We start from the raw sequence: 25,830 nt of genomic DNA, 5'->3' as shown, positions 1-25,830 counted from the left end.
GATTATTGCTACAAAATTTCAGCCAAATACACTATAATAACCAACCAATATCGCAACCAATCAAAAGGACAAATATGTCTATCAAATCAGATCGCTGGATTCGTCAAATGGCAGAGCAACACCAGATGATTGCCCCCTTTGAACCCAATCAAGTTCGCTTTAATCAGCAGGGCGAAAAATTGGTCAGTTACGGCACTTCAAGCTATGGCTATGATGTTCGCTGTGCCAATGAATTTAAAGTATTTACCAATGTGCATTCAGCCATTGTCGATCCAAAAAATTTTGATGAACGCAGTTTTATTGATATCGTTGGTGATGAGTGCATCATTCCGCCCAATTCTTTTGCACTGGCACGCACGGTGGAATATTTCAAAATCCCAAGAGATGTACTGACGATATGCCTTGGCAAATCAACCTATGCTCGCTGTGGTATTATTGTCAATGTAACTCCGCTTGAGCCTGAATGGGAGGGTCATGTTACGCTTGAGTTTAGCAACACGACCAATTTGCCTGCTCGCATTTATGCAGGTGAGGGCGTGGCACAGATGTTATTTTTCCAAAGTGATGAAGTTTGTGAAACTTCCTACAAAGATCGCGGCGGTAAATATCAAGGACAAACGGGCGTAACCTTGCCAAAAGCCTAGCGTTTGGTATCACCATATCACAAAAAACCAATAATCATGACAAGGTAAGTTTGATGAACATAGAGATGATTTTGAGCGTCTGTTTGGGCGTGGGACTGGCAGCAAGTGCAGGATTTCGCCTGTTTGTACCGCTGTTTGCCTTGTCGCTTGCGGCCTATTTTGGACTAATACCACTCAACGATACTTGGCTGTGGCTGGGCAGCTTGTCGGCTGTGGTGATTTTGGGCGTTGCCAGTGTGGTTGAGTCGGTCAGCTATCTTGTGCCTGTGGTGGATAATCTGCTTGATACGATTGCTGTGCCATTGGCAGGCGTGGCAGGTACGCTGGTGATGGCAAGTACTTTGGCGGACTTTAGCCCTGCGACAACTTGGGCGTTGGCGATAGTGGCAGGTGGCGGTGCGGCAACAGCCATCAAAACAACTTCGGCAGCAACAAGGGCGGTGTCCACAGTAGGCACGGCAGGCACGATTAATCCTGCCATCGGTATGGTGGAGACAGGGGCGGCAATTGGCTTATCGGCGGTATCGATTGTTTTTCCAATCATTGGTATGGTAATTGCGGTACTTGGCATTGTGCTGCTGATTTGGTTGTTTGTACGCCTAAAGCGGCAATTTGCCAAATAATCAAGCCCTGTGCAGCCAAAGTTGTACAGGGTTATTTGTATCCAGATTGGGGGTGTGGGATAATTTTGAATCAGGCAATTTTGCCATGTTTGGGGCAGTTTGGCTGATAATGTGGTTTTGACTAATTTGGCTTGATTGGTAAGTGCAGATATACCATAGTGCATTAAGTCTGCTTTGTATCAATTGACTTGACGAGCATAATTAATCATCTGGCATAAATTGGCTTGATAAACAAAATAATGACAAAGTTGGTTTTAGGCAGCTTATCATGGATGATAAATGGCAGTGATGGTGTCTGTGGTTTATCAAGGTTTAGCGTAAAATTCGCCACAGGGCAAACCCTGCCGCCAAGAGCAAAAACACAGGTGCAAGATACAAATGAATCGCAACCGCCGACCATGCTGACAGTGCCAGCATAAGCACCAAGCCACTGCCTGCAATCCAGTCATGACGGCGTTCGTTGAGCGTGTCTGCACGCATGGTTTGCAGCTGTCTTAGTATGGCATCTTGGCTGGCACCCAGCATGGCAAGGCTTTGGGTGCTTTGGTTGATGAGTTTGGGCAAGTCAGTGGTGGAGAGCAAAATTTCTGGCAGCTGAGCCTTGATTTCTTGTAGATTTTTGACAGGATCGAGCTGATCTTTTACCCAAGCGGTGAGAATTGGCTTGGCAAGTCGCCAAATATCAAGCTGTGGATACAGTTCACGACCCAAGCCCTCAACATGCACCAAAGTTTTTAGCAGTAGCATCAGCTGCGGTGGAATGCTCATGCGATGACGGCGTGCAATGCTTAGAATTTCAAATAACACTCCAGCAAAATCAATCTCATTGATTGGCTTTTGCACCATTGGCGAGACAATGCGACTCATATCACGAATTAAGGCGTGCTTGTCCGCCGAAGGGGGTATCCAGCCTGCTTGCCAGATAATATCTACCAAAGCGTGATAATTGCCATTCATGACCGATAGGAGCATGCGTGCAACGGTGAGTTGGTCTTGGCGAGATAATTCACCCATGATGGCACAATCAAGCCCGATATAGCGAGGCTCACTGGCAGCACTACCATCAGGCAAAGTCTCAACAAAGATATTACCAGGGTGCATATCGGCATGAAAAAAGTTATCACGAAATACTTGGGTAAAAAAGATGGTTAAGCCTTTTTCGGCAAGCATGGCACGGTCATAGCCAAGTTTGTCAAACACATCGGTATGAGAAATCGGCACGCCAAATACCCGTTCGGCAACCATGACTTGCTGGCTGGCATAATACACTTCAGGAACATAAATCAGTCGTGAATTGGTAAAATTATGCCGCATTTTGCGACTGTTGGCAGCCTCAAGCGTCAAATCAAGTTCGTTGAGCATGATTTGTCGATAATCTTCAACAATCTCGGTCAGGTGAATGGCTCGTGCTGCTTCTATGCGTGCCGATAGCCACTGTGCCACTTGTCTTAATAACTCAAAATCAGCAAGAATACCTTGCCGAATATTGGGGCGTACAACCTTGACAACCACCTCGCGTCCATCGTGAAAGGCGGCGGTGTGTACTTGAGCGATACTTGCCGCTGCCAATGGTTTTTGGTCAAAGCGAGCAAACAGCGTCTGCACAGATTGACCCAAGCCAGTATCGCAATTTTCGATACTGTCAATGGCAATCTTGGTGGCAAAGGGGGCGACTTTATCTTGCAGCAGTGCCAACTGGCTGATGATATGAGGTGGCAATAAGTCCGAACGCGTTGAGAGCAGCTGCCCAAGTTTTAAAAACAGCGTACCCATTTCTTCTAGGGCAAGTTTCACCCCAAGTGGCTGATGTTTTTTGCCAATGCTGGCAGGGTGGCTGCGTATCAGCCGTGCCAATACCGCCAACTCTGGTACATCGGCAAAATGCGTATCAAGGCGATATTTGGCAGCGATACGGTATAGGGTCAGCAGGCGTTTGCGATGAGTAAGCAGCATGGCGGTCGTTTTAATGAGTGTCTAAAATGTTGTCTGTTTGTTGCAATTGGGCAAGTTTTGCCTGATGGCGTTCTATGTCGCTTTGCAACTGTAACAGCAGCTGTTTTTTGGCTTGGATTGCTTCATCTAGCTGACTGTGCTGATGATTGCTGCCAGCCAATGAGCGTTTGAGAGTTGTGATGATTGGGGTAAAAATTGGCGAAATTTCCTGTGCCAATAGGTGCAGATGGCCAGTTGCACCATAGCCCAAAACATTCTCAAGCTGCGACCAAATATCAGGCTCAAACCCCTCCAGCACTGTCTTGGCATCAAGCAGCACTCGATGGTCGCCACGAATGGGCAGGTTGCCTGATGGGTTTTGCATCAGGCTAAGCAAATGCTTGGGACTGTCTACGCTTAAAGTACAATCTGCCTGACTTGCCACACCACCTTGCGGCTCAAAAATTGTCCGTGCAACAGGTTCAAAGCGTACCCTGCCTTCGCCAAATAGCACATCAAGGGCGATATCTGGCTTATTGATGATGACACGCAATACTTTGCCTGACAATGGAGCGAATTTTTCTTGGCTTAGTGCGTCGGTGCAAATAATGCGATTGATGAGTTTTTCGCACAGTGCCAATGCCAATACACGAGCTGTGTTCATGAATGTGCCTTAAAGCCACGATGCACCGCCACGATACCGCCTGTTAGGTTGTGATAATCACAATTAACAAAGCCTGCATTTTCCATCATGGCTTTGAGCGTTTGTTGGTCTGGGTGCATACGAATTGACTCTGCCAGATACTGATAGCTTTCGGCATCATTGGCGACAAGTTTGCCCATCAAAGGCAGGGCGGTAAATGAGTACAGGTCATAGGCTTTTGATAGCGGTTCAAAGACAGGCTTAGAAAACTCCAGCACCAACAGGCGACCACCAGGCTTTAGCACTCGGTGCATGGCCAAAAGTGCCTTGTCTTTGTCGGTAACATTACGCAAGCCAAAACTGATGGTTACCAAATCAAAGCTATTATCAGCAAATGGCTCAAGTGTCTCGGCATTGGCAAGTACAAAATCAACATTGTTACAACCTGCGTTAATAAGCCGAGTGCGACCGACTTCGAGCATCGCCTCGTTAATGTCTGACAAGACCACACGGCCCGATCTGCCCACTTCACGGCTAAATACTTTTGCCAAATCACCCGTGCCACCTGCAATGTCTAGCACTCGCTGACCGCTACGCACGCCAGTTAGGCTGATGGCATAGCGTTTCCACAGGCGATGAATGCCAAAGCTCATCAAATCGTTCATCACATCGTATTTGCGAGCAACAGAGCTAAATACTTCGGCAACTTTGGCTTGTTTTTCGGACTTTTTCACCGTTTGATAGCCAAAATGGGTTGTCTCCTCTGCAACTCCCTCAGGATTTTGTAGCTTGCTTTGTCCTTGCGGTGTGCCTGTGGGCAGGATATTAGGATTGGTGAATTGATTGTCGGTATTGTCAGTCATGGTTATGCCTAGCTGTATAAATCTGCATGGATTAAATGCTTAATAATACACTATTTTGTTCACAAATTGGGAAAATTTGCCAAAATTTCACAAAATTTACGCCCTGTGTTTATGATTGGGCGTTATTCTTGGTGTGGTTTGGGTGATTTGTTGGATTGGTTTGTCAAAATCAGCCAAGTTGTACTGCCAGACTTAGCAAAACTTGGCAAAATTTGAATAGATTTGTCAAATCTTACCGCCATCATCATAAAAATGACGAATGGCAGCGGTCTCATTGGCAACAAAAGTAGTGGCAAACTCATCAATATCATCGATGACATCAATCGCCGCCAAGCCCTCACCAATAAAATCATACAAAGGCTGATAGCCGTTTTTATAGGCAGAAAATTTGGCAAATTTAAACGATTTTTGTAATAAAAATGAACGAAAATGCCGATGGCAGAGGCGGCAGACTTCACCGATATTGTTAATTTGCACAAGCCTTGCCTCTGGGTCGTTGGCGGCTTGGTACAGGCTATGCATAAGCGTCTCATCAAGCGGCTGATGGCGGTGATGATTCAGGTAATATTTTGCCAATGCCAAATCCATCTTAATCATATTAAGCGTGGCATCAATGCCCAAAATCGCTGCATGGAGCGTGTTTTTTGGTATGAGTTTTTCAAGTCTGCCTGTGCCTTTGGTGGCATGGGTTGCTGCTGTATGTAGCTGCTTGGCAATGATATCAAAGGTGTGGCGATGATAAATGCGATACAAAAGATAATCCGCCAAAGGTGCGGTTGATGGCTTGGCAAAAAGTGTTGCATGGGTTTGTTGCATACGCCATCGTTGCCACTGTTGAATCCTATCCATGGCATCGGCAACGGCTACATCATGATGATGTTGCAGACTGTGATAGTCATCTAGCCGCTCAAGCAGGCTGTGGATTTGTGATTTGGGTTGGTGAATGCTCACTGCTCAAACTCAAAAAACGGTTGATTGGTTGCCATTTGTCATTTTCTTGATGGATTTATTTTAGCAGTTTTTGCCATACTTGCAAGCCAATATTGACATCATGCAAATTTAATCTTGATGGCTTGACAACGAAGGCTTGATTTATTTATCGCACAAGGCCACAAAAGCCAAAGTAAGCGGCATGAATAAAAAACTTGGCAGAAATTTGTGATTTGTGCTTGAATTTATCGTACAATGGCTTTATATTGATAGCAAGGGTGGTTGCCCATGGCAATATCCCTGTTTGTTTTTTAATCCACAATGATAAGGATACTAAAATGGCATTTACATTACCAGAATTGGGCTATAGCTATGATGCACTAGAGCCACATTTTGATAAAGAAACTATGGAAATTCACCACGCTCGCCATCATCAAGCCTATGTAAACAATGCCAATGGCTTGCTTGAGGGTACTGAATTTGCAGACAAATCTGCCGAAGAGGTGATTGCAAATCTAGATAAGTTGCCAGCAGACAAGCAAACTGGCGTGCGTAACAATGCAGGCGGTCATGCCAATCACAGCCTATTTTGGACGATTCTAAAAACAGGTACAACGCTGAGCGGTTCGCTAAAAGATGCCATTGAGCGTGATTTTGGTTCGGTAGAGGCATTCCAAGAGGCTTTTGAAAAAGCGGCTGCGACTCGCTTCGGTTCTGGCTGGGCATGGCTTGTGCTTGATGGTGGTAAGCTAAAAGTTGTCTCAACTGCCAACCAAGACAGCCCATTGATGGGTGAAGCGGTAGCAGGTTGCCAAGGTTTCCCAATCATCGGTCTTGATGTGTGGGAGCATGCTTATTACCTAAAATACCAAAACAAACGCCCAGATTATATCAAGGCATTTTGGTCGGTGGTAAACTGGGACGAAGCCCAAAAACGCTTTGACCAAGCTCAATAAGCCCATACCAACCCAAAAACTCCAGCTTGTTAGTTGGAGTTTTTTATTGAGTATTTGGCTGGGCTGTATTCGCTGCTGATGCGATAAGAAGGCTGCTAAGTGTTGTTTGTTGTTAAAATATACCTTAAAATACAAATATTTATCAAAAATAAGTGATTTATGTTTGAATTGACATTCTTAGGAACATCAAGTGGTGTACCAACCAAGATGCGTAATGTTTCGGCATTGGCGGTATCCATGCTGGGACGGCGGATGCAAGCGGGCAAATCAACGCCATGGATTTTGGTGGATTGTGGCGAAGGGACGCAGCATCGGTTGCTACAAACCGCCCACAAGCCGTCAATGTTGCAGGCGATTTGTATCACGCACGCACATGGCGACCACTGTTATGGTTTGATGGGGCTGCTTGCCAGTCTTGCCATGCATGGACGCAGTGAGCCACTGCCTGTGATCGCACCTAAGGCAGTTGGTGATTTATTGCAGGCGTGCGTATCCTTAACGCAGATGAATCTTAGCTATCGGGTTGATTTTATTGATATTGCCGAGATAATAGACACAGGCGTGCAGTATCAGTTGGCTGACGATTGGACAATTGATATTCAGATATGCCTGATGAGTCATCGCATTGAGTGCTTTGGGTTTGTCATCACCCAAGAGTTGGCAGAGCGGCGACTTGATACAACAAAGTTGCTACAAGCAGGTATTGATAAGCAGCATTGGCAGCAGATTTTGGCTGGTCGTTATGAGCCTTGCTTGCCACAGTCCATGAGCCACAGTGATTTTGTCATCTCGCGTCAGTATCGGCAAAAAATCGTCATTGCAGGTGATAATGATAAGCCAGAGTTATTGCAGCAGGCGGTGATGGGTGCGGATTTATTGATGCATGAGGCGACTTATACGCAGGCGGTGCTGGATAAGGTACTTGCTCAGAATAAGTTTAATCCACAGCACAGCAGTGCCTTGCAGGTGGCACAATTTGCCAAATGTGCCAATATACCGAATTTGATTTTGACGCATTTTAGTGCGAGATTTTTGGGGTTTGATGATCCAAGTGATACTCAGCCAAACATGGGGCATATTCGCCAAGAGGTACAAAATGTCTATGGCGGCAAGCTGATATTGGCAGCGGATATGATGCGTGTGCATTTATCCGCCGATGGGCAAATGAACCAGCGTGATGAGGCAGGGTGAGTATCACAAGCTGCGATCTTGACGCTGTTGTAGTCGCGTTTGACCGATCCAATGCTGGGCAAATTGATAAGCAATGCGTCCTGAGCGAGAGCCACGAGTGCTTGCCCATTTTAGGGCTTCACTTTGTACGGTAGCGTCAAATGGCAGATTGGCTTGGCTTAATAAATGCTCGACAATTTGCAAAAATAGTGGCTGATTCATGGCGGTAAACGACAGCCATAGCCCAAAACGGTCTGACAAGGAAACGCTTTCATCAATGGTTTCATAAGGATTGACCTCATCGGTTTGACCATTGTAGATGTTGATATTATCCTTCATCAGCTGTGGCAGCAGATGACGGCGATTGCTGGTGGCGTAGATCAAGATTTCATCATGCTCACTGTCCAACGCACCATCAAGCAGGCTTTTTAGGGTGCGATAGTTTTCGTCTTGGGCATTAAACGCCAAATCATCACAATAAACAATGTAGCGATTGCCATTGCCTGCTTGACGAGAGGCTTTGATGGCGGTGCGGATTTTGTCCAAATACTGCAATTGATCGCGTGAAAGTTCAATGATGCGTAAGCCTTGATGATGATAGGCGTGTAATAACGCTCGCACCAATGATGACTTGCCAGCACCTCTTGCCCCTGTCATCAAAACATGATTGGCAGGCAGTTTGGCGAGAAACTGCTCAGTATTGGCAACCAGCCGTTGTTTTTGATTGTCAATACCAAGCAAATCATGCAGCCTGCCCTTAAAATGAACATCAATCGGCAATAAGCGACCTGCCGAATCGCCCACCCAGCGATATGCCAGCACTTTAGGGTCAATCACCAATGGCTGTTCGGTGCGTTCATAAAAATATTGCGTCATCAGTTCAATCAATGCCGTAGGCAATTTCATGATAATTCCTTAGGTGGTTGAGCTGTATTTCTTAAATTTCACGCGTGGCAAAAGTATCGCACTGCTGAACATCGCCCGTCTGAAAGCCACGATAAAACCAGCGTTTGCGTTGTTCGCTGGTGCCGTGCGTAAAGCTGTCAGGCACGATACGACCACCAGCTTTTTGTTGGAGATAGTCATCGCCAATTTTTTCGGCGGCATCTAGAGCCTCTTCAATATCGCCTTGTTGCAAAAATTGCGTGCGTTCGTGATTTTGTTTTGCCCATAAGCCAGCGAAGCAGTCCGCTTGTAGCTCTTGGCGAACGGATAGATTGTTGGCGGCAGTGGTACTTGCTTGGGCTTGGGCTTGGCGTACTTGTGATGAAATGCCCAGCAGTGTTTGCACATGATGACCGACTTCGTGAGCGATGACATAGGCTTGAGCGAAGTCGCCTGCCTGATCTTGACGAGATAATTCACTGCTGTTTTTTTCGCCTGTAATGCCCATAGATACTCGCATATCACGGAAAAACTGAGTGTCTAGATAGACTTTTTGGTCGGCAGGGCAATAAAACGGACCGCTGGCAGAGCTGGCAGATCCACAGGCTGATTGTACAGAATTACTAAACAATACTAGGCTTGGCTCTTGATAACGACTGCCTGCTTGAGCAAAAATCGGCGTCCAGACATCTTCGGTATCTGCCAAGATGGTGGCAACAAATTCACGAGTTTGTGCCATATCGGCAGTTTCATTAACTGGCGTGCTGCTTTGCGTTTGGTTTTGAATTTGTTGGGTTACTCCCAAAGTGGTCTCAGGACTGATGCCAAACACCTGCCATAGCACCACAGCGATGATTAATCCAAAGATACTCACGCCACCGACTTTTTTGGCACCACCGCCACGCCTGTCTTCGATATTGCTGCTTTGTCTGCGTCCACGCCATTGCATAACTTGACCCTTAATAAAGTTGATAAATGCTATATTATACGAAAAAATCACCGATTAACAGCAATCATTTACGATATTTTACAATTCCAGTCAGACAGTATGGATAATTATTAAATTACCTGCTGTTTGCAATGCCGATTTGTCATTATTGCCAAAGGGATTGATGGATAAATAGACTGAATAAAAAAAGCAGTGTATGAATGCTTAATTTTACAAAGCACTGTCAGTGATTGGGTAGGGGTAATAAATCAATGATTGCTTTTTATATTTGTAAAATAAATAATTTATAAAATTTAAAATTTATTAAAAACCTGTCAATGATGATTTGTGCTATAATGAGTATCGAACTGCTTGATAAATTTATAACAATATAAATATTATCTAAATAATATATGATAAAGGAGTGATACAATGGCAACACTTGAGACGCTGATTGTCGAGCATAATCCAAATAATCAGCCCGTGAATCATGCTGTGATTTGGTTGCATGGTTTGGGGGCGAGTGGTTATGATTTTCAGCCGATTGTGCCAGAGCTTGGCTTGTCAGATGAAGTGGCGGTGCGTTTTATTTTTCCACATGCACCAAAAATTCCTGTTACCGTTAATGGCGGTTATGTGATGCCAGCTTGGTACGATATTTTGGAAATGACGCTACAAAGACGCGTGGATATTGCACAAATCACTGCCTCTGCTGCCATGATTGATGAGCTGATTGCCGAGCAGGTGGCACAAGGCATAGCTAGCGAAAATATCATCATTGCTGGCTTCTCGCAAGGGGGTGCGGTGGCGTATCATACGGTGCTGACCAGCAAGCGAAAATTGGGTGGGCTTTTGGCATTGTCCACTTATTTTGCCAGTGCTGAGATGATTGATAGCGTTGCCGTCAATCAGGATATCGCCATCAAAATTGACCATGGGCAGTTTGATGATGTTGTGCCAATGGTGTTGGGGCTTGATGCCAAAGAACGACTGCAAAAACTCGGTCTTGAGCCGACATTTAGCAGTTATCCGATGGCACATCAAGTTTGTTTGGCACAGATAAAAGATATAGGCAACTGGTTGAATTCATTAACAAAAACTGCCTAATCTTGTGCATTTGGCTATGTTTGGCAAGGGTTTTGGCAATCATGTGTTTGCAGGCGAGGGGTTTTGGTTTTCGCCATAGATTGCCGCCTGTAGCCAAATATTTGCCTGTATATAATCATGTACCTGTATGCTGTCGGTCGTAGCACAGCTTGGCGTGGCAATACGCACAACAAAAGGGTCGGCATCAGGCTCACGCAAGATAACAACATCAAACAAAGTGATGGCTTTGCCAAAAAAAGTTGTCGATGACTTGCCTAGAACTTGACCTTGGCACCATGCTTCATCTTCCTGACCAAATGTCTCGCCGTACAAATAGGCACACATATGCCCAAGATTAATCTCAACAGGCTGTAGTGGCTCATCGGCTTTGGCATCTTTGGGTTGCCAATTGCGAATCAGCTCGTCAATATTGTCAGGGATTTTGCCCTGATGATCGGCAACAATATCATGAAAGGCACGATGGTGGCGAATGGCTTGCTCGTCTTCAACAAGAATGCTTTCGTCTTGGCGACTTGGGGTGATTTGATATGCCCATGCACCAAAATTGACAAAATATTTTTTGGGCGTGCGATAGTGATGGCGATTGACGGCATAAAGTTGATCAAAAGCATAAATCAGCGAGCCATCGGCAGTTTTTAGGCATAAGATAGCATCGCCTGTGGTATCACAACGGATAACGCGTTCGATTTGGCAGCTGACACCATAGGGGCTGTTGATTGCAGGAAAGGCGTTGATAAATGCTTCGGGTTTGCCATCTTTAATGCTTAGGATTTGTTTGATATGGCATGGGTCATTGCTGGCCAGCAGGAGCTTATTGTTGCTGCTGCTATTTTGGGCGGATAGCCCTTGTGGCAAGGTGGCTGTTTCTAACATTTGCTGTAGCCAATTAGGCACATCGTGACTGATATTATCGGTCAAAATTGCCCAATGGTCGCCATGCCCAGCGTTTTTGTCGCAAGGCAAATCCACCTTGATTGGTGCTGTTTCGTGAGTGTATTGATAACGAAAAGTATGGTTGCTCATGATTTGGCTCTACTTGTCAGTGTGCAAAATGTCAGTTGGCTTAGTGTGTTGGTTGGCATGATGTGTAATATTTAAGAATATTTGCAATAATACTACAAAATACCATCACCAAAAAATACCTACCACCTTTATGGAGATGATAAGAAAAATATCAAGATGCAACACAAAAAGTTGCTTGCAGCCACCGCTCGTGGCATGATAACAGGCGATTGGTGCGACTTGATTTGGTATTTATGATAAAAAATGCTAAACTAGATTAATTTTATCGTTTGGATTATGCTTATGTTTCGTCCTTTGGCGTTATTTATTGGGCTTCGTTATATCAAGGCTAAACGCAAAAAAAACGGCTTTATTTCTTTTATTTCGCTTATTTCGACCATTGGGCTGACGCTGGGCGTGGCGGTGCTTATTACTGTATTGTCGGTGATGAACGGTTTTGACCGCGAAATAAAAACCCGCGTGCTGGGCATGGTGCCACAAGCGTCGGTAGCTTCATTTGAAATCCTTAGCGACTGGCAACAGATTGCCGAAAAAATCCGCAAGCAAAATCCACAAGTGCAGGCATATGCACCATATATTCAGCTGCAAGGCATGCTCACCGCCGAAGGGCAGGTGTCGGGGATTATGATTTCAGGCATTGAACCTGAATACGAAAAACAAGTTTCGATTCTTGATGAATATATGGTTGCAGGCAGTCTGGATAATTTAAAGTCGGGTGAGTTTGGGATTATCTTGGGTGAGTCGGTTGCGATGAACTTGGGGCTTAGGCTGGGCGATAAAGTAACTTTGGTTCTGCCAGAGGCATCACCATCGGCAGCAGGGGTGATTCCAAGATTTAAGCGGTTTACTTTGGTGGGTGTGTATCGCATTAGCAATGAAATTGATGCCATGATGGGCTTTGTCCAAATGCGTGATGCTGGTGTGATGCTAAGATTGCCAGAGGGTGCACAGGGTATTCGTCTGAAGTTGAACGATATTTTCCAAGCACCACAAGTGGCAAATAATGCTGCAAGCCTTGATATGACACGATTATACCCGAGCGATTGGACGAGTACGCATGGCAATTTGTTCAGTGCTATCCAGATGGAAAAGGCAATGATAGGTCTGTTGCTGTTTTTGATTGTGGTGGTGGCAGCGTTTAATATCGTCTCAAGTCTTGTGATGCTGGTTACGGACAAAAAAGCAGACATTGCCATTTTAAAGACTTTTGGAGCATCGCCAAAACTTGTCATGCAGGTATTTATGATTCAAGGCATGATTATTGGCGTGATTGGCACGGTGGCAGGCACGATTTTGGGCGTGTCTTTGGCATTGTCTGTGAATGATATTCTTGTGTTTATTAGCCGTGTATTTGGCATTAGCTTGTTTAATGGCAGTGTCTATCCTGTGGACTTCTTGCCATCGCAGGTGCAACTGGCGGATGTGTTATTGATTGTTGTTGCATCATTTTTGCTAAGTTTTTTGATGACAATATATCCTGCATTGCGAGCCTCAAAAATTGAGCCAGCTGAGACTTTGCGTTATGAATAAGAGGTGTGTATGAGTGTGATTTTGCAAGCAACTAATATCAGCAAAGTCTATCAAGAGGGCAAAATCCAAACGACCGTATTGCAGGGGCTTGATTTGACCGTGCAGGCGGGCGAACGCATTGCCATTGTTGGCAGTAGCGGTTCGGGCAAGTCTACCTTGCTACATTTGTTGGGTGGCTTGGATACGCCAACCACAGGCGAGGTGTGGCTTGGTGATGTTTGCCTGACCAGTTTAAATGAGGCAAAGCGTGCCAAATTACGCAATCAGCATTTGGGTTTTATTTATCAATTTCATCATTTGCTGCCAGAATTTACCGCAACCGAAAATGTCGCCATGCCATTACTGATGCGTGATGGTATCAGTATTAAACAGGCAACCAGCAGAGCCAATGAGCTGCTTGAGCAAGTTGGGCTTAATCATCGATTGCACCACCGCCCAAGCGAGCTGTCAGGTGGTGAGAGACAGCGTGTGGCGATTGCACGAGCATTGGTTACGCGTCCAAAACTGGTGATGGCTGATGAGCCAACGGGTAATCTTGATGATGATAATGCTCAGGCAGTGTTTGAGCTATTAACCCAGTTGCAGTCATCGCTGGGCATGGCGTTATTGATGGTAACACATGACAGACAGTTGGCAAGTCAGGCTGACAGGGTGCTTGTGATGAAAAGTGGTCAATGGGCTTAAGTGATAAGAAAAAGCAGGTTTAGCCTGCTTTGCTGTTTATTTTTGCTGTGCTATTTTGGTATATTGGTCAAAATTTTCAATATACTGGTCAAGATTTTCGGCGAGCATTTGTTGGTATTTTTCGCTATAAAATTTAATAATATCGGCTTTTTCTTTTGCCAAATCGCTGCCCTTGACAAAGCCAATGCTGGCAGCCGAAATGGCAAATCGAGCGGCAGCATAGTTAAGACTGGCAGCGACTTGACCTGCATGCGAGCTTGGTGATAGCTGACTGTTGGCAAGGTTGATGATGGCATCAGCACGCTCAAAAAATGCGTTCATTTGTGCTTGAAATTGTGCTTCGTCAAATTGGTTGTCGTTATTCATAATCTCTCTCAAATGGCAAAAGTCTTAGAAAGATTCCAAGACTTTTGGGTGGCTGGGGCTGGTGATTGCTTATAAAATTGCACGCAACAGCTCTGCTTTGTCGGTTTGTTCCCAAGTAAAGGCATTTTGTGAACCTGTGCGACCAAAATGCCCATAGCTTGCGGTAACTTCATACATTGGCTGTAGCAAGTTTAGCATTCTTGTAATGCCATAAGGACGCAAATCAAAATGCGTGCGGATTAATTTGACAATCTCATCATCGCTGATTTTGCCTGTGTTGAAGGTATTGACCGAAATGGAGGTTGGTTCGGCAACCCCGATGGCATAGCTGACCTGAACTTCGCAACGATCTGCCAAGCCTGCAGCAACGATATTTTTAGCAACATAGCGACCTGCATAGGCGGCACTTCTGTCCACTTTTGAAGGGTCTTTGCCACTGAACGCACCGCCACCATGTCGTGCCATGCCACCATAAGTATCAACAATGATTTTGCGGCCAGTCAGACCTGCATCACCCACAGGGCCACCGATGACAAATTTGCCTGTTGGGTTGATATGATACAAAGTGTCTTTGTGCAATAAATCGGCAGGAATTACCTTTTTGATAATTTCTTCCATGACGGCTTCGTGCAAGTCTTTTTGGCTGATGTCAGGGTCGTGCTGGGTTGATAGCACCAGTGCATCAACAGCAAACGGCTGAAATTTATCATCATAATGCAGGGTAACTTGTGCTTTGGCATCAGGGCGTAGCCACGGCAAAGTGCCATCTTTACGCAATTGGGCTTGGCGTTCCATCAGGCGGTGCGATAGCTGAATGGGTGCTGGCATAAGTACATCGGTCTCGTTTGTGGCATACCCAAACATCAAGCCCTGATCGCCAGCCCCCTGATCTTCGGGGCGTTGCCTGTCCACACCTTGGGCAATCTCTGGCGACTGCTTGCCAATCATATTGATGACCGCACAAGTTGAGCCATCAAAGCCCAAATCTGAATGGTTGTAGCCAATTTTATTGACGGTATCACGCACAATGCTTTCGACATCAATATTGGCATGTGTACTGATTTCACCAGCCAACACCACCGCCCCTGTTTTTACCAGAGTTTCACACGCCACGCGTGCGTCCTTGTCCTGACTTAAGATGGCATCGAGCAGTGCATCGGAGATTTGGTCAGCCATCTTATCTGGATGGCCTTCACTGACCGATTCTGAGGTAAAGACTGAATAGTTCATAAGAGTTCACTTCTAAAAATAAAAAATTGCACGAATTCTGGTGGCTTTTTTAGGCTTGACAGAATAAATACCGTTCGCACAAGTAGGTAGGTTGTCATGATTTGTCAGACGCAGGTCTGAACAGGTGGGTAATGTTTTGGGTATTTGGGGGAAATTATACGATAAAAAAGAGCAAAATTCTAATGAAAAATTTTCATATCAACATGAAAAAATCCCAAAAGACAATAAAAGCTATGACCGTGATTAAATTGAAAAATCATCTCCTTTCTTGACTTGTGTGGCTGCTTCGCGTGATTTGTGTCCTTTTTGTTCACGAAATTTTGGTGCTTTGGCATTGTAGCCATGTCGCGATTTCCAGTCTCGTACCGTGCGATAATTCCAAAACAGCCGAAATGCCATGCCCAGCAGCACACTGGTGATGATGGCACTTAGCAGCAGGCCAAGCACCATTGCTTGCCATGAGAAAATACGATGACCTGCAAAGGGATTGACCCCGTGCGAGGTGGTAATCCACAAGGTCAAATCTGTCAAAATCACACCAATGGCACGCAGTCCCAAAATCGGCTCACCAAGCAACAACGCCCCAAGTGAATAAGCCAGCCAAAATACAGGAATAGCAGTTACAGGATTGGTAATCCAAGTCAAAGCAACTGCCATTGGGATATTGGCACGCACAAGCAACGCCCCAATGATGGCAAGTGGCATTTGTCCAGGCAAGGGGAAAAAAGCTGCCAAAACACCGACATACACCGCACGATTAAGCGAGCTGCGGTTCATTTGCCACAGGCGAGGGTCTGCCAAAAATGGCGTAAACATTGCAATCAGGCGATTTTCACGCAATTTTTCAGGAGTTGGCAACCATGCTTTGATTTTGTTTTTTGGCATTGTGGTGTTGGTGTGTTATTTGGTATCAAAAGCTCAATTATAACAAAATTTTTGCGACAAAACGAGTAAGACTGTTTGTTTTTGGTTAATAAGGCTGCCCGCTTCTGTTGCTTGGCAGCTGGTTGATGGTATGGTAGAATTGATGATTGATAATTGGCAATAGGAAATGACAAATGAGTGATAAAAAAGCAATTGACAAAATCAATATCGGACACGCAAAGCCAAGTGGCAAGCCAAAAAAGGCTCTGATTTGGATTGACCTTGAGATGACAGGGCTTGACACCCAGCATGATGAAATCATCGAAATTGCCACCATCGTAACCGATGATGAGTTAAATATCTTGGCAGAAGGTCCAGTGCTTGCCATCAAGGTAAGCGATGTTGTATTAAATGGCATGGACGATTGGTGCAAAAATCAGCACAGACAATCAGGCTTGACCGACAGAGTTCGCCGCAGCAATATCACACTGGCTGATGCCGAGTCGCAGACGATTGAATTTTTGTCAAAATGGGTGGATGCAGGCATTTCACCAATGTGTGGCAATTCAATTTGTCAAGATCGGCGTTTTTTGGCACGCCAAATGCCTAAGCTGGAACGCTATTTTCATTACCGCAATCTTGATGTTTCAAGCATCAAAGAGCTGTGCTATCGCTGGCGACCTGATGTGGCAGCAACTTACCAAAAAGGTGGCACGCATCTGGCTTTGGACGATATTCGCGATTCGATTCGTGAGCTGCGTCATTACCGTGAGCATTTTTTTAAATTGCTGGAAAATTAATCGGTTTATCAAAGGGGATAAAAATCCCCTTTATTTTGTCTGGTTTTGGCAAATTCTTTAGCCTTGTATTTTCAATACTGATATCAAAAGCATTGTGATTTGCCTGATTTTTATGCAAGCAATGCCATCAGCTTGATTTTGCTTGCGATGGGTATTTTGATAAATTGATGGTTGCTTGAATGGGTGGTTGAATGATAGCGAGCAGCTGGAAGTTAGCTGTATTTGAGAAAAGCTAAAATTGCCATCGGTATAGAAGGTTTGATAAAAAAGCACCCAATAAATTGAGTGCTTTTTATGCTTATGGCGGTCAGAATTTGCTTTGTAAACCAACAAAACCACCAACATCAGTATCGCCATCTTGTCGTATGGCATTGGCACCAATGCTCAGATTGGTTGCTGCACCAAGTCTGAATTTGGCACCAGCATGGGCGATGGTGGCGGAAGTTTTGTCGTTTTGTATAGGCAGGGCAAATCCTCTTCTATAATCAGCAATGGAGCTTACGGTGGTGGTAATCGTGCGTAAGTCATCGTTAAATTCTCGCTGATAGCCAACACCACCAAACAGCTCGGTTTTGTCATTGATGGCGGCGGTTAGGTTTAGACCAATCTCGCCTTGCAGGGATTTTTGTTTTTGTGTATCAAAGCTAAGAGCGGTTGATAGCTTGGGCTGATTTTCGGTCAGTGTATTGACTTTTAGGGTTTGTGCCAGTACGCCAATATAAGGTCGGTAGGTGATTTTGCCTGTGTTGATACCATAGCTGCCTTGCACACTGGCATAGCTGCGACTGCCTGTTGTTTCAGCTTGATGGCTGCGTGCTGCACCGTCCCATGCGATTTTGCGGTCAGTTTGTAGGCTTAGGCGGTCAATGCCGACTGCGGTGGTTAGGCGAGCATTACCAAAATCACGGCGGTGATAGATACCTGCCCCTGTTTGGCGGCTGTCGGCAGTGATGGTTTTGCCAAGCGTATAGTCCTGTCTTTGGTGTTGAATATAGGCACCTGTGTGTTGATTGTCGCCAGCAACATCCAGACCGATGATGGCGTTTGGCTTGTTATCGCCACTGGCAGTAACATCTGCCCAGACAGAATGCCTTGGGTTGTCAAGGTTGGATAAGCGGCGATTCAGCTGAGTATTTGCTGATTTACCATCTTTAATCAGAGCGGTTGGCAGCTGGGCAATTTGAGCTGGGCTGTCAATGATGGAGGCAAAATACTGTGCCAAAATCCGATGCGTACGCCCTGCAGGATGAATATCATCAGCAAACATATAAGTATCATTGGCATCGGCTGCAACTGCCTGCCAGTCGCTTGCTGTACAGGTAAGTGAGGATAATGCACCATCACAGGCAATGTTGGTGGTATTTTTAAAGCCAAAGGCTTCTTTATCACGAACCGCTTCTTGTAGCAGAGCAAAGGTATTGGCGGCAATGACATTGGCAGTGCCTTGATTTAGATTGCTATACAGAGTTTTATTGTATAAATTTGCAGCGGTGGTTGCAGTGGCAGCTTGGCGAGCGTCGCCGACATTGCGTGGCGTTAGACCAACATCAGGAAGGTTTGGCACCAAAATATAGTTCGCTCCTGCCTGCTGTAGGCGAACAACTTGTGCCGCTTGGTTTTGTGCAGCTTGACTGATGGTAGCGGCAGCGGCGGCAATATCTGGAGTTGTGCTGGCTGCAAGCAAGTCATTGGCACCGACCCAGATGGTGTATAGAGCATTTGGGTTGGTGGTGTTGTTCGTGTTATTTAGATAATCGCTGATTTGTCTATTGACCGATGGGATACGCACCAGTCCACCAAATTGCTCAGCAGTTTCGCTGACTTTGGCACCACCGACAGCATAGTTTGTGCCTTGTGTGTCGCTTGAGGTGTAAGGGTTTGCTGCTGTGCCATAATGCTCGGCAAAAACACGCGTCCATGCTGGATCGGGATTGGTGGTAAATGACGGTTGCATGGCATTGGCAAAACTGCCAATAAAGAAGTTGCCGCTGACAATATCTTTGATGCGTCCTGTATCTGACAGGCTGTCGCCAAAAAATACCGTTTGGTCAAATTGCGGGGTGCTTGCAGCAGCAGGATTAATCAGGGCGATTGCCAATGCCAATGGGCTAAATTTTAGTAATTTATTACCGATACTGTCAGTCATACGACCTCCTTGTGAGTGGATTATTATAAAACTGTCTTGATTGTAACAAAACATAATACAGTTTACAACTGTTTTTATTCGCTCGTTATTTGCTTTATTTTGATATTTTTCTAAAGATTAATTAAAAATCATCACAAGCCTTACTGATTGCGTTTAGCTTGGGCAGGATTTTGCTTGCTGATTTTTTTAAGGTGGCAAATTTACCACAAGGATTGCTGTTTTTACGGGGTTGCTTGTCGGTTACAAATCGCAAGTGATGGATTTTGTTATTAAAAATCACAAAAAGACAGCGGCAAGGGCGATAATAATAGCAAGAAAAGCAGCAGCAAAGCACACCATCAAAATCAAAAGGTCAATAAACCCCAAGGGTTTTAGCGGCGGCATGGTATTGCGTGCCTGACGCTCGGCGAGACTTTGGCGAAGTTTGGTAAGCCTGTCCAAGTTTTCTCTTAATTCATCTAGGTCTGATGAAGGGTTTGGTTTTTTATTTGTCATACTTTCTTTGTCAATTTATCATCGTATTTGGGCGTAAATGCATTTAAAATCAACCATCAATCGCACAATGATTATCATGGGCAAAACAAACCAGCAAAGTTGATTTGTGTATTTTAACCATCAAAATATCACAGTCGGACTGATAAAGCCAGCCAAATATTGATAATGGTTAAAGCTATGCTTTGCTCAATTAATCAAGCAGATATAACGCAAGTGCTAGGGCGTTATTTAGACTATGTAAAGCCATCGCAGCGATTGTCGATTTGGTACGCAGACGCACATAGCACAGTGCCAGCGAGATACCAAAAGTCGTCAGCAAATCGGCACCACTGTAGCCAAAATGCAGCAGGCTAAAAATCGCACTAATGAGTATGCTATTTGCCAGATGAACGACTGCCATCTGCCGAAAAAACGCCACAAAAATATCTTGACCCAATCGCCAAAACAAACCACGACAAATCCATTCTTCATAAATTGGTGCAACAATCAGCACCAGTATGATAAACAGGGGCAAGGGCGTGCTACCCAACAAATTGCCAACACCTGCTGATGCCGAGGGTGTGGCAAACCATTCATCAAGCATGACGCTTGCCAGTGTTGATAACAAAATAGCAGCTGCCAATACGGTCAAAGCAGGCAGCATGGTGTTTTTTGCTGGTGGCACCAAGCCAAAATATCGCCGCCATAACTGATATGAGTTGATTGTGCTGCCATCATACAGGCGAACATATTGCCAAATCGCAGTTAGGCTTAATAAAAATACTGCCGAAATCATCAGAACAATCACACGGACAGCGGCAGCATTGGGAAGGCTGGCAAAATCCTTCATCGATAAATCTGCCATCAGGGCAAACAAGAATGATACTGCATTTGGCAAAAATACGATGCTACTTGCGGTTGCTACCATCAGTCCAGCTGCCAGCAAGGGGTGATAGCGTGGCAACGGCTGAAGTTTGTCAGTCATGTGTCAAATCCAGCTGATGGATAATCATGGATAAAATCTTTGTCGCCACAGCTTGTGGCTGTTCTAGAACAAACATATGCGAGCCTGTCGTGTATTGTACAGGCAGGGCGAATTTTTCCTGTGCGGCACGATATGAGCCAATGCGAGTAAAATAACTGTCTTTGCCAGCCAGTATGCCAACAGGGCAGGGTAATTGTGGCTTTTTTCGCCAATACCAAGATGGCATGGTGCGAAAAATCGCCACTTCTGCCATCTTGGGTATGGCAAGCGTTACGGCACCATTGCCATCGGCAACAAATCCATGCCGAATATAATGCTCAAAACAAGACTCATCAAAATCCCTAAACAAAGCCTTGTGGCGTAGTGCCAAATAGGCAGCCTGATGTGATGAGAAGGTGTCTTTGCGATGTTTGGATTTGCCTGCAGGGGAGAATTTGTCGCCAAAATAATGTTCGGTTTTGGTGAAATATTTGCTGCAATTATCCAGCAGTTTGGCGATATCAAACAACAAAGCATGGTGCGTCATTAATAACGCAGGGTCAAGCAAGATGGCTTGGCTGATACGCTTAGATTGTAGTGGTAATGCTTGCAAGGTTGTCATGGCACCGAGCGAATGACCGATGGCGATAAGTTTGGAGACGCCATGCGTCTGGCAGCTTGCCTGAATGCTATCGGCAACTTGCCGTGTCAGTGATTGCCAATGGTTGTCAATGGCGTATTCGTCATGCGTACCGAGCTTATCAAGATGGCTGATGCTAAAAAAATCAGCAAGACAATCCAGCAGTGGTTGATAACTGCCAACAGGTATGCCATTGGCGTGTACAAAGTGCAGCACAGGCTTACCTGTCAGTTGTGATTTTGGCAGGGTGGATAATGCGGCAGTATCAAGGCAATTGCTGGGGTGAAAATCTGTCATCTCACAAGATTGATTTGTTCGGTTGAAGTTATCATAGCGAATTTTTGTTTATTTTGCCAGATGATTTCTTGTGATAAGCTTAATAATGGTGCAAGGCAGATGCCTGTTAAATTTCTTAAATTGTTGATTTTTTGTTTATTTGGCAATTGTGCTATAATTGGTAAAAATTTGTCTAAACACAATCTATTTTAAGATAAATGCAATAAGGATACACTATGGGATATTTTGGCACTGATGGTATTCGTGGGCAATTTGGTGAATTTCCGATTACGCCTGATTTTTTGTTGCGGTTGGGCTTTGGTGCAGGTAAGGTATTGGCAGCAAAATTCCCAAACAAACGCCCAAGCGTGCTGATTGGTAAAGATACGCGACTGTCAGGCTATGTCATTGAGGCGGCGTTGCAAGCAGGGTTTAATGCCGCTGGCGTTGATGTGTATATGCTTGGGCCTTTACCAACCCCAGCGATTGCCCATTTGGTAACAAGTTTTCATGCAGACATGGGCGTGGTGATTTCGGCATCGCACAACCCTTATCAGGACAACGGCGTGAAGTTTTTTTCTCACGAAGGCAAAAAAATCTCCGATGAATTCCAAGATGCGATTAATGCCGAGCTTGATGTACTAATCGGTGATAACCAGCAGGGCTTGAAGCGTTTGGTTGGGATTCAGGCAGATGCCATTGGCAAAAATCATCGTGTTGATGATGCCAAAGGGCGTTATATTGAGTATTGTAAGGGTAGTTTTCCTTATCATTTTAATTTATCTCATCTAAAAATTGTCATTGATTGTGCCAATGGGGCAGGTTATAGTGTTGCACCAAGTGTCTTGCAAGAATTGGGTGCAAAAGTCATCGCCATTAACGATTCGCCAGACGGCATTAATATTAATAGCAACTGCGGCTCCACCCATCCACAAACGCTGCAACAAGCCGTGCGTGAGCAAGCTGCCGATGTCGGACTTGCCCTAGATGGTGATGGCGATCGCATTATTATGGTTGATGAAACTGGCAACATTGTTGATGGCGATGGTATTTTGTACATTTTGGCAAATCACCTAAAACCTGTCGGTGTGGTGGGTACTTTGATGAGCAATGTCGCACTACAATTGGCACTGGCAGAGCGAGGTGTGGAATTTCATCGTGCCAAAGTCGGCGATCGCTATGTCATGCAAGATTTGCAAGAGCGAGGTTGGACGATTGGCGGCGAGCCGTCTGGGCATATTTTGTGTCTGGATAAGAGCCGCACAGGCGATGCGATTGTTGCAGGACTACAGGTGCTAAGCTGCATGGTAGAAACTGGCAAAAAATTAAGCGAACTTGTTGCTGGATACACGCCATTTCCGCAGACGCTGATTAATGTGCGTGTCAGCAAAATCAGCGACCCTTATGCCAATACACAACTGGCAAATATCTTTGCCGATGCCGAGCAACAATTGCAGGGCAAGGGTCGGTTGTTGGTGCGTAAATCAGGCACGGAGCCTGTGATTCGTGTTATGGTTGAGCATCAAGACGCTGCCACCTGTCAGCAGATGGCAAATCAGCTTGCCGAAGCGGTGCAACGCATTTTGTCATCATAATTTTGTATACTTCAACAAAATGGCAACCGCTTATTTGGCGGTGGTAAGCTGTGCATGATAACGGTTGATACACTGCCAGCAAATCGTGTTATAATAAATACACAAAAATTTTGTGGACTTTTCTTGGGGGCGTTATGGACTTAAGCGATCACAGACAATCATATCAACAAGGCTCATTGGCGGATTTGGGCTTGCCTGATACGCCATTTCATTTGTTCCAAGCTTGGTTTGATGAAGCGGTGGCGGCAAATCTGCCCGAGCCGTATGCGATGAGCTTGGCAACCTGCGGTGCGGACAATCGCCCAAGTGTGCGGATTGTGCTGATGCGTGAACTGACCGAGCAAGGTGTGGTTTTTTATACCAATTATGACAGTGCCAAGGGGCAGGATATTGACAGTAACCCTTATGCAGAAGTGTTGTTTTTTTGGCAGGCACAGGAGCGTCAGGTGCGTCTGGCTGGCAAAATAACCAAGGTTGATGTGGCAAAATCAGCAGCTTATTTTGCCAAGCGTCCGCGCGAGAGCCAGCTGGGTGCATGGGTAAGCCAACCACAAAGTGGCGTGGTCGAAAATCGTGCGTACATGGAGCAAAAATTTGCCGAACTTGACAAACAATACGCCGATAATGTGCCTTATCCAGAGTTTTGGGGTGGTTATGAATTGGTGGTTGATACTGCTGAATTTTGGCAAGGGCGAGCAGGGCGTATGCATGACCGTATGCGATACCAAAAGCATGGCGACACATGGCAAGTTGAGCGATTGCTGCCTTAGTATCACAAGATTTGTTTGATTTGCCTGCCTGTTAATTGTCATTTTTTGTTACAATTATCTTGGTATGCTGATGATTTTGTCAGTTTGTTTACTTAAATTTGCAAGACGCCGTCAAGCGTAACATTTAAGTGCTGCTGGTTGCAATTTTTATGTAGATTGCAATATATATTTTTGGCAAAATATGCCCAAAAGTTGATACAGCTTTGGTTTGGTGTGGATTTGACAAAATATCACAATGCCAATGCGGTATCAAAAACCAATAAGAATTTTAACCATGTGGAGTGTACAATGACGAATTTTGCCCCTTTAAAAGCGATGAGCTTGAAGGCAATGCTGGCGATTGCAAGTCTAAGCATGGCAGCTGTGCCGATGGCATTGCCGATAAATGCACAGGCAGCGGCGGCAAGTGAGCAGACAGCAACAAAAAATCTCAATCAGCTGCTGATTGGCATTAAGTCAATGACCGCCAATTTTAGCCAAACCACGCAAGCTGGCAATAAAAAAAGCCAATTTACAGGCGTGATGTCGGCACAGCGTCAAAATCAATTCCGCTGGCAAATCAAATCACCTGCCGAGCAATTGATTGTTGCCAATGGCAATACGCTGTGGGTGTATGATAAAGATTTGCAACAAGCGACTCGCCAAGCGGTTGGTAATCAAGTTGGCGAAACGCCAGCCTTGCTATTGTCTGGCGACCCAGCACAAATTGGACGCAATTTTAGCGTAAGTCAGCCAAATACCGCCAGAAATTATTTTGTATTGACACCCAAATCCAGCAATGCCAGCTTTAAGAGTTTATCGCTTAGCTTTAATGGCGGTCGTCCTGTGATGATGGTGCTGCATGATAATATTGGGCAAATTACCAGCATTCGTTTTAGTAATATTTCGCTCAACAAAAAAATCCCTGCAGCAGAGTTTAATTTCACGCCACCTAGTGGCACAGATGTTATCAATCAATAACAGCGGCTAAATAAAATCCACATGGGAAGCACCTATGTGGATTTTTTTTGTGATAATGTGATAAGTGTCGCTGGCAGCTGGCCGCTTTATTGCCTTAATTGGGGCAAATTGTGATTTTGTTGCCGAAAAATACGCATGGTTGTAATGCTTTTTTGTAAATTGTGTTATAATATCGCTATTTTATTAAAGAACAGACAATCACATAGAGGTGATTATGTTAGCCAATTGGTCAGCGATTGCATTTTTGCTAGCCGCCGCAGGGCTGGTTGTTTTTATGTTGGTGGTGCCACGCTTATTGGGTGGGCGTTCGTCAGGATCTCAAAAGCAAGAGACCTTTGAGGCGGGGGTGGTGTCGGCAGGATCGGCACGCATTCGCCTATCTGCCAAATTCTACTTGGTGGCGATTTTTTTTGTGATTTTTGATTTGGAGGCGTTATTTTTGTACGCCTATGCAGTCAGTGTGCGAGAGGTTAGCTGGTATGGCTTTGTCGCTGCTGGCATTTTTATTGCCATTTTGTTCGTTGGTCTGCTGTATGAGATGAAACTTGGAGCGATGAACTGGGCACCTGCTGACAAGCGAGGGCGTAAGCCACGCATTTTAAGCCGTCCTGCCGATTTTGATTTGGCGAGCATCACTGCCTTTACAACGATTGATGATTTGCACACTGACCCTACAGGCAAAGTGCCTGCACAGTCATCTGGCAAGATTTTTGCAGGGCGTAAGGATTTGCAGGCAGTGCTTGAAAAAGACAAAACCGACATGGCAAACATTGACCACATTAATCAAACGGGGCGAGTTACCACGCAGAAGTTTGATTAAGGAGGTA

At 45.1% G+C, this 25,830-nt stretch carries 26 protein-coding genes; 12 read left to right on the top strand and 14 right to left on the bottom strand.

Going from position 1 to position 25,830, the window contains the following annotated elements:
* Positions 1 to 74 precede the first annotated feature (74 nt).
* Together dcd and EL162_RS08860 are read left to right on the top strand one after the other, a co-directional pair.
* Positions 75 to 644: a dCTP deaminase gene (gene dcd, locus EL162_RS08865; RefSeq protein ID WP_126331467.1), complete on the top strand. Its 570-nt coding sequence runs from the start codon at positions 75 to 77 to the stop codon at positions 642 to 644.
* 53 nt (positions 645 to 697) lie between these two features.
* Complete coding sequence (locus tag EL162_RS08860; RefSeq protein WP_126331466.1) at positions 698 to 1,267, top strand: DUF4126 domain-containing protein; 570 nt, start codon at positions 698 to 700, stop codon at positions 1,265 to 1,267.
* Between the two features lie 312 nt (positions 1,268 to 1,579).
* On the opposite strand, the gene EL162_RS08855 is transcribed toward EL162_RS08860, so the two are convergent.
* The 4 genes from EL162_RS08855 to EL162_RS08840 form a co-directional block, all read right to left on the bottom strand.
* Positions 1,580 to 3,220: an AarF/UbiB family protein gene (locus tag EL162_RS08855; RefSeq protein WP_076555423.1), complete on the bottom strand. Its 1,641-nt coding sequence runs from the start codon at positions 3,218 to 3,220 to the stop codon at positions 1,580 to 1,582.
* Between the two features lie 10 nt (positions 3,221 to 3,230).
* Positions 3,231 to 3,863 carry an SCP2 sterol-binding domain-containing protein gene (locus tag EL162_RS08850; protein ID WP_076555422.1) on the bottom strand — a complete coding sequence of 211 codons (633 nt, stop codon included), beginning with the start codon at positions 3,861 to 3,863 and terminating at the stop codon, positions 3,231 to 3,233.
* A complete protein-coding gene (gene ubiE, locus EL162_RS08845) occupies positions 3,860 to 4,705 on the bottom strand; it encodes a bifunctional demethylmenaquinone methyltransferase/2-methoxy-6-polyprenyl-1,4-benzoquinol methylase UbiE (RefSeq protein ID WP_126331465.1) in 846 nt (281 codons plus the stop codon). The genes EL162_RS08850 and ubiE overlap by 4 nt, the downstream gene beginning before the upstream one ends.
* 225 nt (positions 4,706 to 4,930) lie before the next feature.
* Complete coding sequence (locus tag EL162_RS08840) at positions 4,931 to 5,656, bottom strand: FFLEELY motif protein (protein WP_126331464.1); 726 nt, start codon at positions 5,654 to 5,656, stop codon at positions 4,931 to 4,933.
* A 317-nt stretch (positions 5,657 to 5,973) separates the two neighbouring features.
* On the opposite strand from EL162_RS08840, the gene sodA reads away from it, so the two are divergent.
* A complete protein-coding gene (gene sodA, locus EL162_RS08835) occupies positions 5,974 to 6,591 on the top strand; it encodes a superoxide dismutase [Mn] (protein WP_076555419.1) in 618 nt (205 codons plus the stop codon).
* A gap of 159 nt (positions 6,592 to 6,750) precedes the next feature.
* The gene (locus EL162_RS08830; RefSeq protein ID WP_126331463.1) at positions 6,751 to 7,782 is read left to right on the top strand and encodes a ribonuclease Z; all 1,032 of its coding nucleotides are present in this window, start codon (positions 6,751 to 6,753) and stop codon (positions 7,780 to 7,782) included.
* Positions 7,783 to 7,785: 3 nt separating this feature from the next.
* On the opposite strand, the gene EL162_RS08825 is transcribed toward EL162_RS08830, so the two are convergent.
* Both EL162_RS08825 and ypfJ read right to left on the bottom strand, forming a co-directional pair.
* Entirely contained in the window at positions 7,786 to 8,667 is an 882-nt protein-coding gene (locus EL162_RS08825) for an ATP-binding protein (RefSeq protein ID WP_126331462.1), read from the bottom strand.
* A 31-nt stretch (positions 8,668 to 8,698) separates the two neighbouring features.
* Entirely contained in the window at positions 8,699 to 9,595 is an 897-nt protein-coding gene (gene ypfJ, locus EL162_RS08820; RefSeq protein WP_076555416.1) for a KPN_02809 family neutral zinc metallopeptidase, read from the bottom strand.
* Positions 9,596 to 10,006: 411 nt separating this feature from the next.
* Here ypfJ and EL162_RS08815 point away from each other — a divergent pair, with 411 nt between their 5' ends.
* Positions 10,007 to 10,681: an alpha/beta hydrolase gene (locus EL162_RS08815; protein ID WP_126331461.1), complete on the top strand. Its 675-nt coding sequence runs from the start codon at positions 10,007 to 10,009 to the stop codon at positions 10,679 to 10,681.
* A gap of 39 nt (positions 10,682 to 10,720) precedes the next feature.
* On the opposite strand, the gene EL162_RS08810 is transcribed toward EL162_RS08815, so the two are convergent.
* Positions 10,721 to 11,704, bottom strand: coding sequence for a hypothetical protein (locus EL162_RS08810; RefSeq protein ID WP_126331460.1), 984 nt, complete (start codon positions 11,702 to 11,704; stop codon positions 10,721 to 10,723).
* Positions 11,705 to 11,986: 282 nt separating this feature from the next.
* On the opposite strand from EL162_RS08810, the gene EL162_RS08805 reads away from it, so the two are divergent.
* Both EL162_RS08805 and lolD read left to right on the top strand, forming a co-directional pair.
* Positions 11,987 to 13,234, top strand: coding sequence for a lipoprotein-releasing ABC transporter permease subunit (locus tag EL162_RS08805; protein ID WP_126331459.1), 1,248 nt, complete (start codon positions 11,987 to 11,989; stop codon positions 13,232 to 13,234).
* Between the two features lie 9 nt (positions 13,235 to 13,243).
* Positions 13,244 to 13,918 (top strand): lipoprotein-releasing ABC transporter ATP-binding protein LolD, encoded by a 675-nt coding sequence (gene lolD / locus EL162_RS08800; protein WP_126331458.1) that lies wholly within the window; start codon positions 13,244 to 13,246, stop codon positions 13,916 to 13,918.
* Positions 13,919 to 13,954: 36 nt separating this feature from the next.
* Here the strand turns inward: lolD and EL162_RS08795 are convergent, their stop codons facing one another.
* The 3 genes from EL162_RS08795 to EL162_RS08785 form a co-directional block, all read right to left on the bottom strand.
* Positions 13,955 to 14,284 carry a DUF3144 domain-containing protein gene (locus tag EL162_RS08795; protein ID WP_076555411.1) on the bottom strand — a complete coding sequence of 110 codons (330 nt, stop codon included), beginning with the start codon at positions 14,282 to 14,284 and terminating at the stop codon, positions 13,955 to 13,957.
* A gap of 69 nt (positions 14,285 to 14,353) precedes the next feature.
* Positions 14,354 to 15,514, bottom strand: coding sequence for a methionine adenosyltransferase (gene metK, locus EL162_RS08790; RefSeq protein WP_126331457.1), 1,161 nt, complete (start codon positions 15,512 to 15,514; stop codon positions 14,354 to 14,356).
* A gap of 243 nt (positions 15,515 to 15,757) precedes the next feature.
* Complete coding sequence (locus tag EL162_RS08785; protein WP_076555409.1) at positions 15,758 to 16,399, bottom strand: DUF2062 domain-containing protein; 642 nt, start codon at positions 16,397 to 16,399, stop codon at positions 15,758 to 15,760.
* Positions 16,400 to 16,572: 173 nt separating this feature from the next.
* Between EL162_RS08785 and orn the strand changes: the two genes are divergently transcribed.
* Entirely contained in the window at positions 16,573 to 17,178 is a 606-nt protein-coding gene (gene orn / locus EL162_RS08780; RefSeq protein ID WP_197718973.1) for an oligoribonuclease, read from the top strand.
* 307 nt (positions 17,179 to 17,485) lie between these two features.
* Here the strand turns inward: orn and EL162_RS08775 are convergent, their stop codons facing one another.
* The 4 genes from EL162_RS08775 to EL162_RS08760 form a co-directional block, all read right to left on the bottom strand.
* The gene (locus tag EL162_RS08775; protein WP_170161445.1) at positions 17,486 to 19,324 is read right to left on the bottom strand and encodes an autotransporter domain-containing protein; all 1,839 of its coding nucleotides are present in this window, start codon (positions 19,322 to 19,324) and stop codon (positions 17,486 to 17,488) included.
* Positions 19,325 to 19,600: 276 nt separating this feature from the next.
* Entirely contained in the window at positions 19,601 to 19,819 is a 219-nt protein-coding gene (locus EL162_RS08770) for a hypothetical protein (protein WP_126331455.1), read from the bottom strand.
* A gap of 190 nt (positions 19,820 to 20,009) precedes the next feature.
* Positions 20,010 to 20,783, bottom strand: coding sequence for a CPBP family intramembrane glutamic endopeptidase (locus EL162_RS08765; RefSeq protein WP_126331454.1), 774 nt, complete (start codon positions 20,781 to 20,783; stop codon positions 20,010 to 20,012).
* On the bottom strand, positions 20,776 to 21,699 hold the full coding sequence (locus EL162_RS08760; RefSeq protein WP_126331453.1) for an alpha/beta fold hydrolase: 924 nt from the start codon (positions 21,697 to 21,699) through the stop codon (positions 20,776 to 20,778). The genes EL162_RS08765 and EL162_RS08760 overlap by 8 nt, the downstream gene beginning before the upstream one ends.
* A 215-nt stretch (positions 21,700 to 21,914) precedes the next feature.
* Between EL162_RS08760 and glmM the strand changes: the two genes are divergently transcribed.
* The 4 genes from glmM (at position 21,915) to ndhC (ending at position 25,823) form a co-directional block, all read left to right on the top strand.
* Positions 21,915 to 23,273 carry a phosphoglucosamine mutase gene (gene glmM / locus EL162_RS08755; RefSeq protein WP_126331452.1) on the top strand — a complete coding sequence of 453 codons (1,359 nt, stop codon included), beginning with the start codon at positions 21,915 to 21,917 and terminating at the stop codon, positions 23,271 to 23,273.
* A gap of 134 nt (positions 23,274 to 23,407) precedes the next feature.
* On the top strand, positions 23,408 to 24,043 hold the full coding sequence (gene pdxH / locus EL162_RS08750) for a pyridoxamine 5'-phosphate oxidase (protein ID WP_126331451.1): 636 nt from the start codon (positions 23,408 to 23,410) through the stop codon (positions 24,041 to 24,043).
* A gap of 288 nt (positions 24,044 to 24,331) precedes the next feature.
* Positions 24,332 to 25,003: an outer membrane lipoprotein periplasmic chaperone LolA gene (gene lolA / locus EL162_RS08745; protein WP_170161444.1), complete on the top strand. Its 672-nt coding sequence runs from the start codon at positions 24,332 to 24,334 to the stop codon at positions 25,001 to 25,003.
* Positions 25,004 to 25,214: 211 nt separating this feature from the next.
* On the top strand, positions 25,215 to 25,823 hold the full coding sequence (gene ndhC, locus EL162_RS08740) for an NADH-quinone oxidoreductase subunit A (RefSeq protein WP_375537533.1): 609 nt from the start codon (positions 25,215 to 25,217) through the stop codon (positions 25,821 to 25,823).
* Positions 25,824 to 25,830: the final 7 nt, after the last annotated feature.

The sequence above is a fragment of the Moraxella cuniculi genome, from assembly GCF_900637105.1.
Classification (GTDB): domain Bacteria; phylum Pseudomonadota; class Gammaproteobacteria; order Pseudomonadales; family Moraxellaceae; genus Moraxella; species Moraxella cuniculi.
This window is presented reverse-complemented; position numbering and strand designations above follow the sequence as displayed.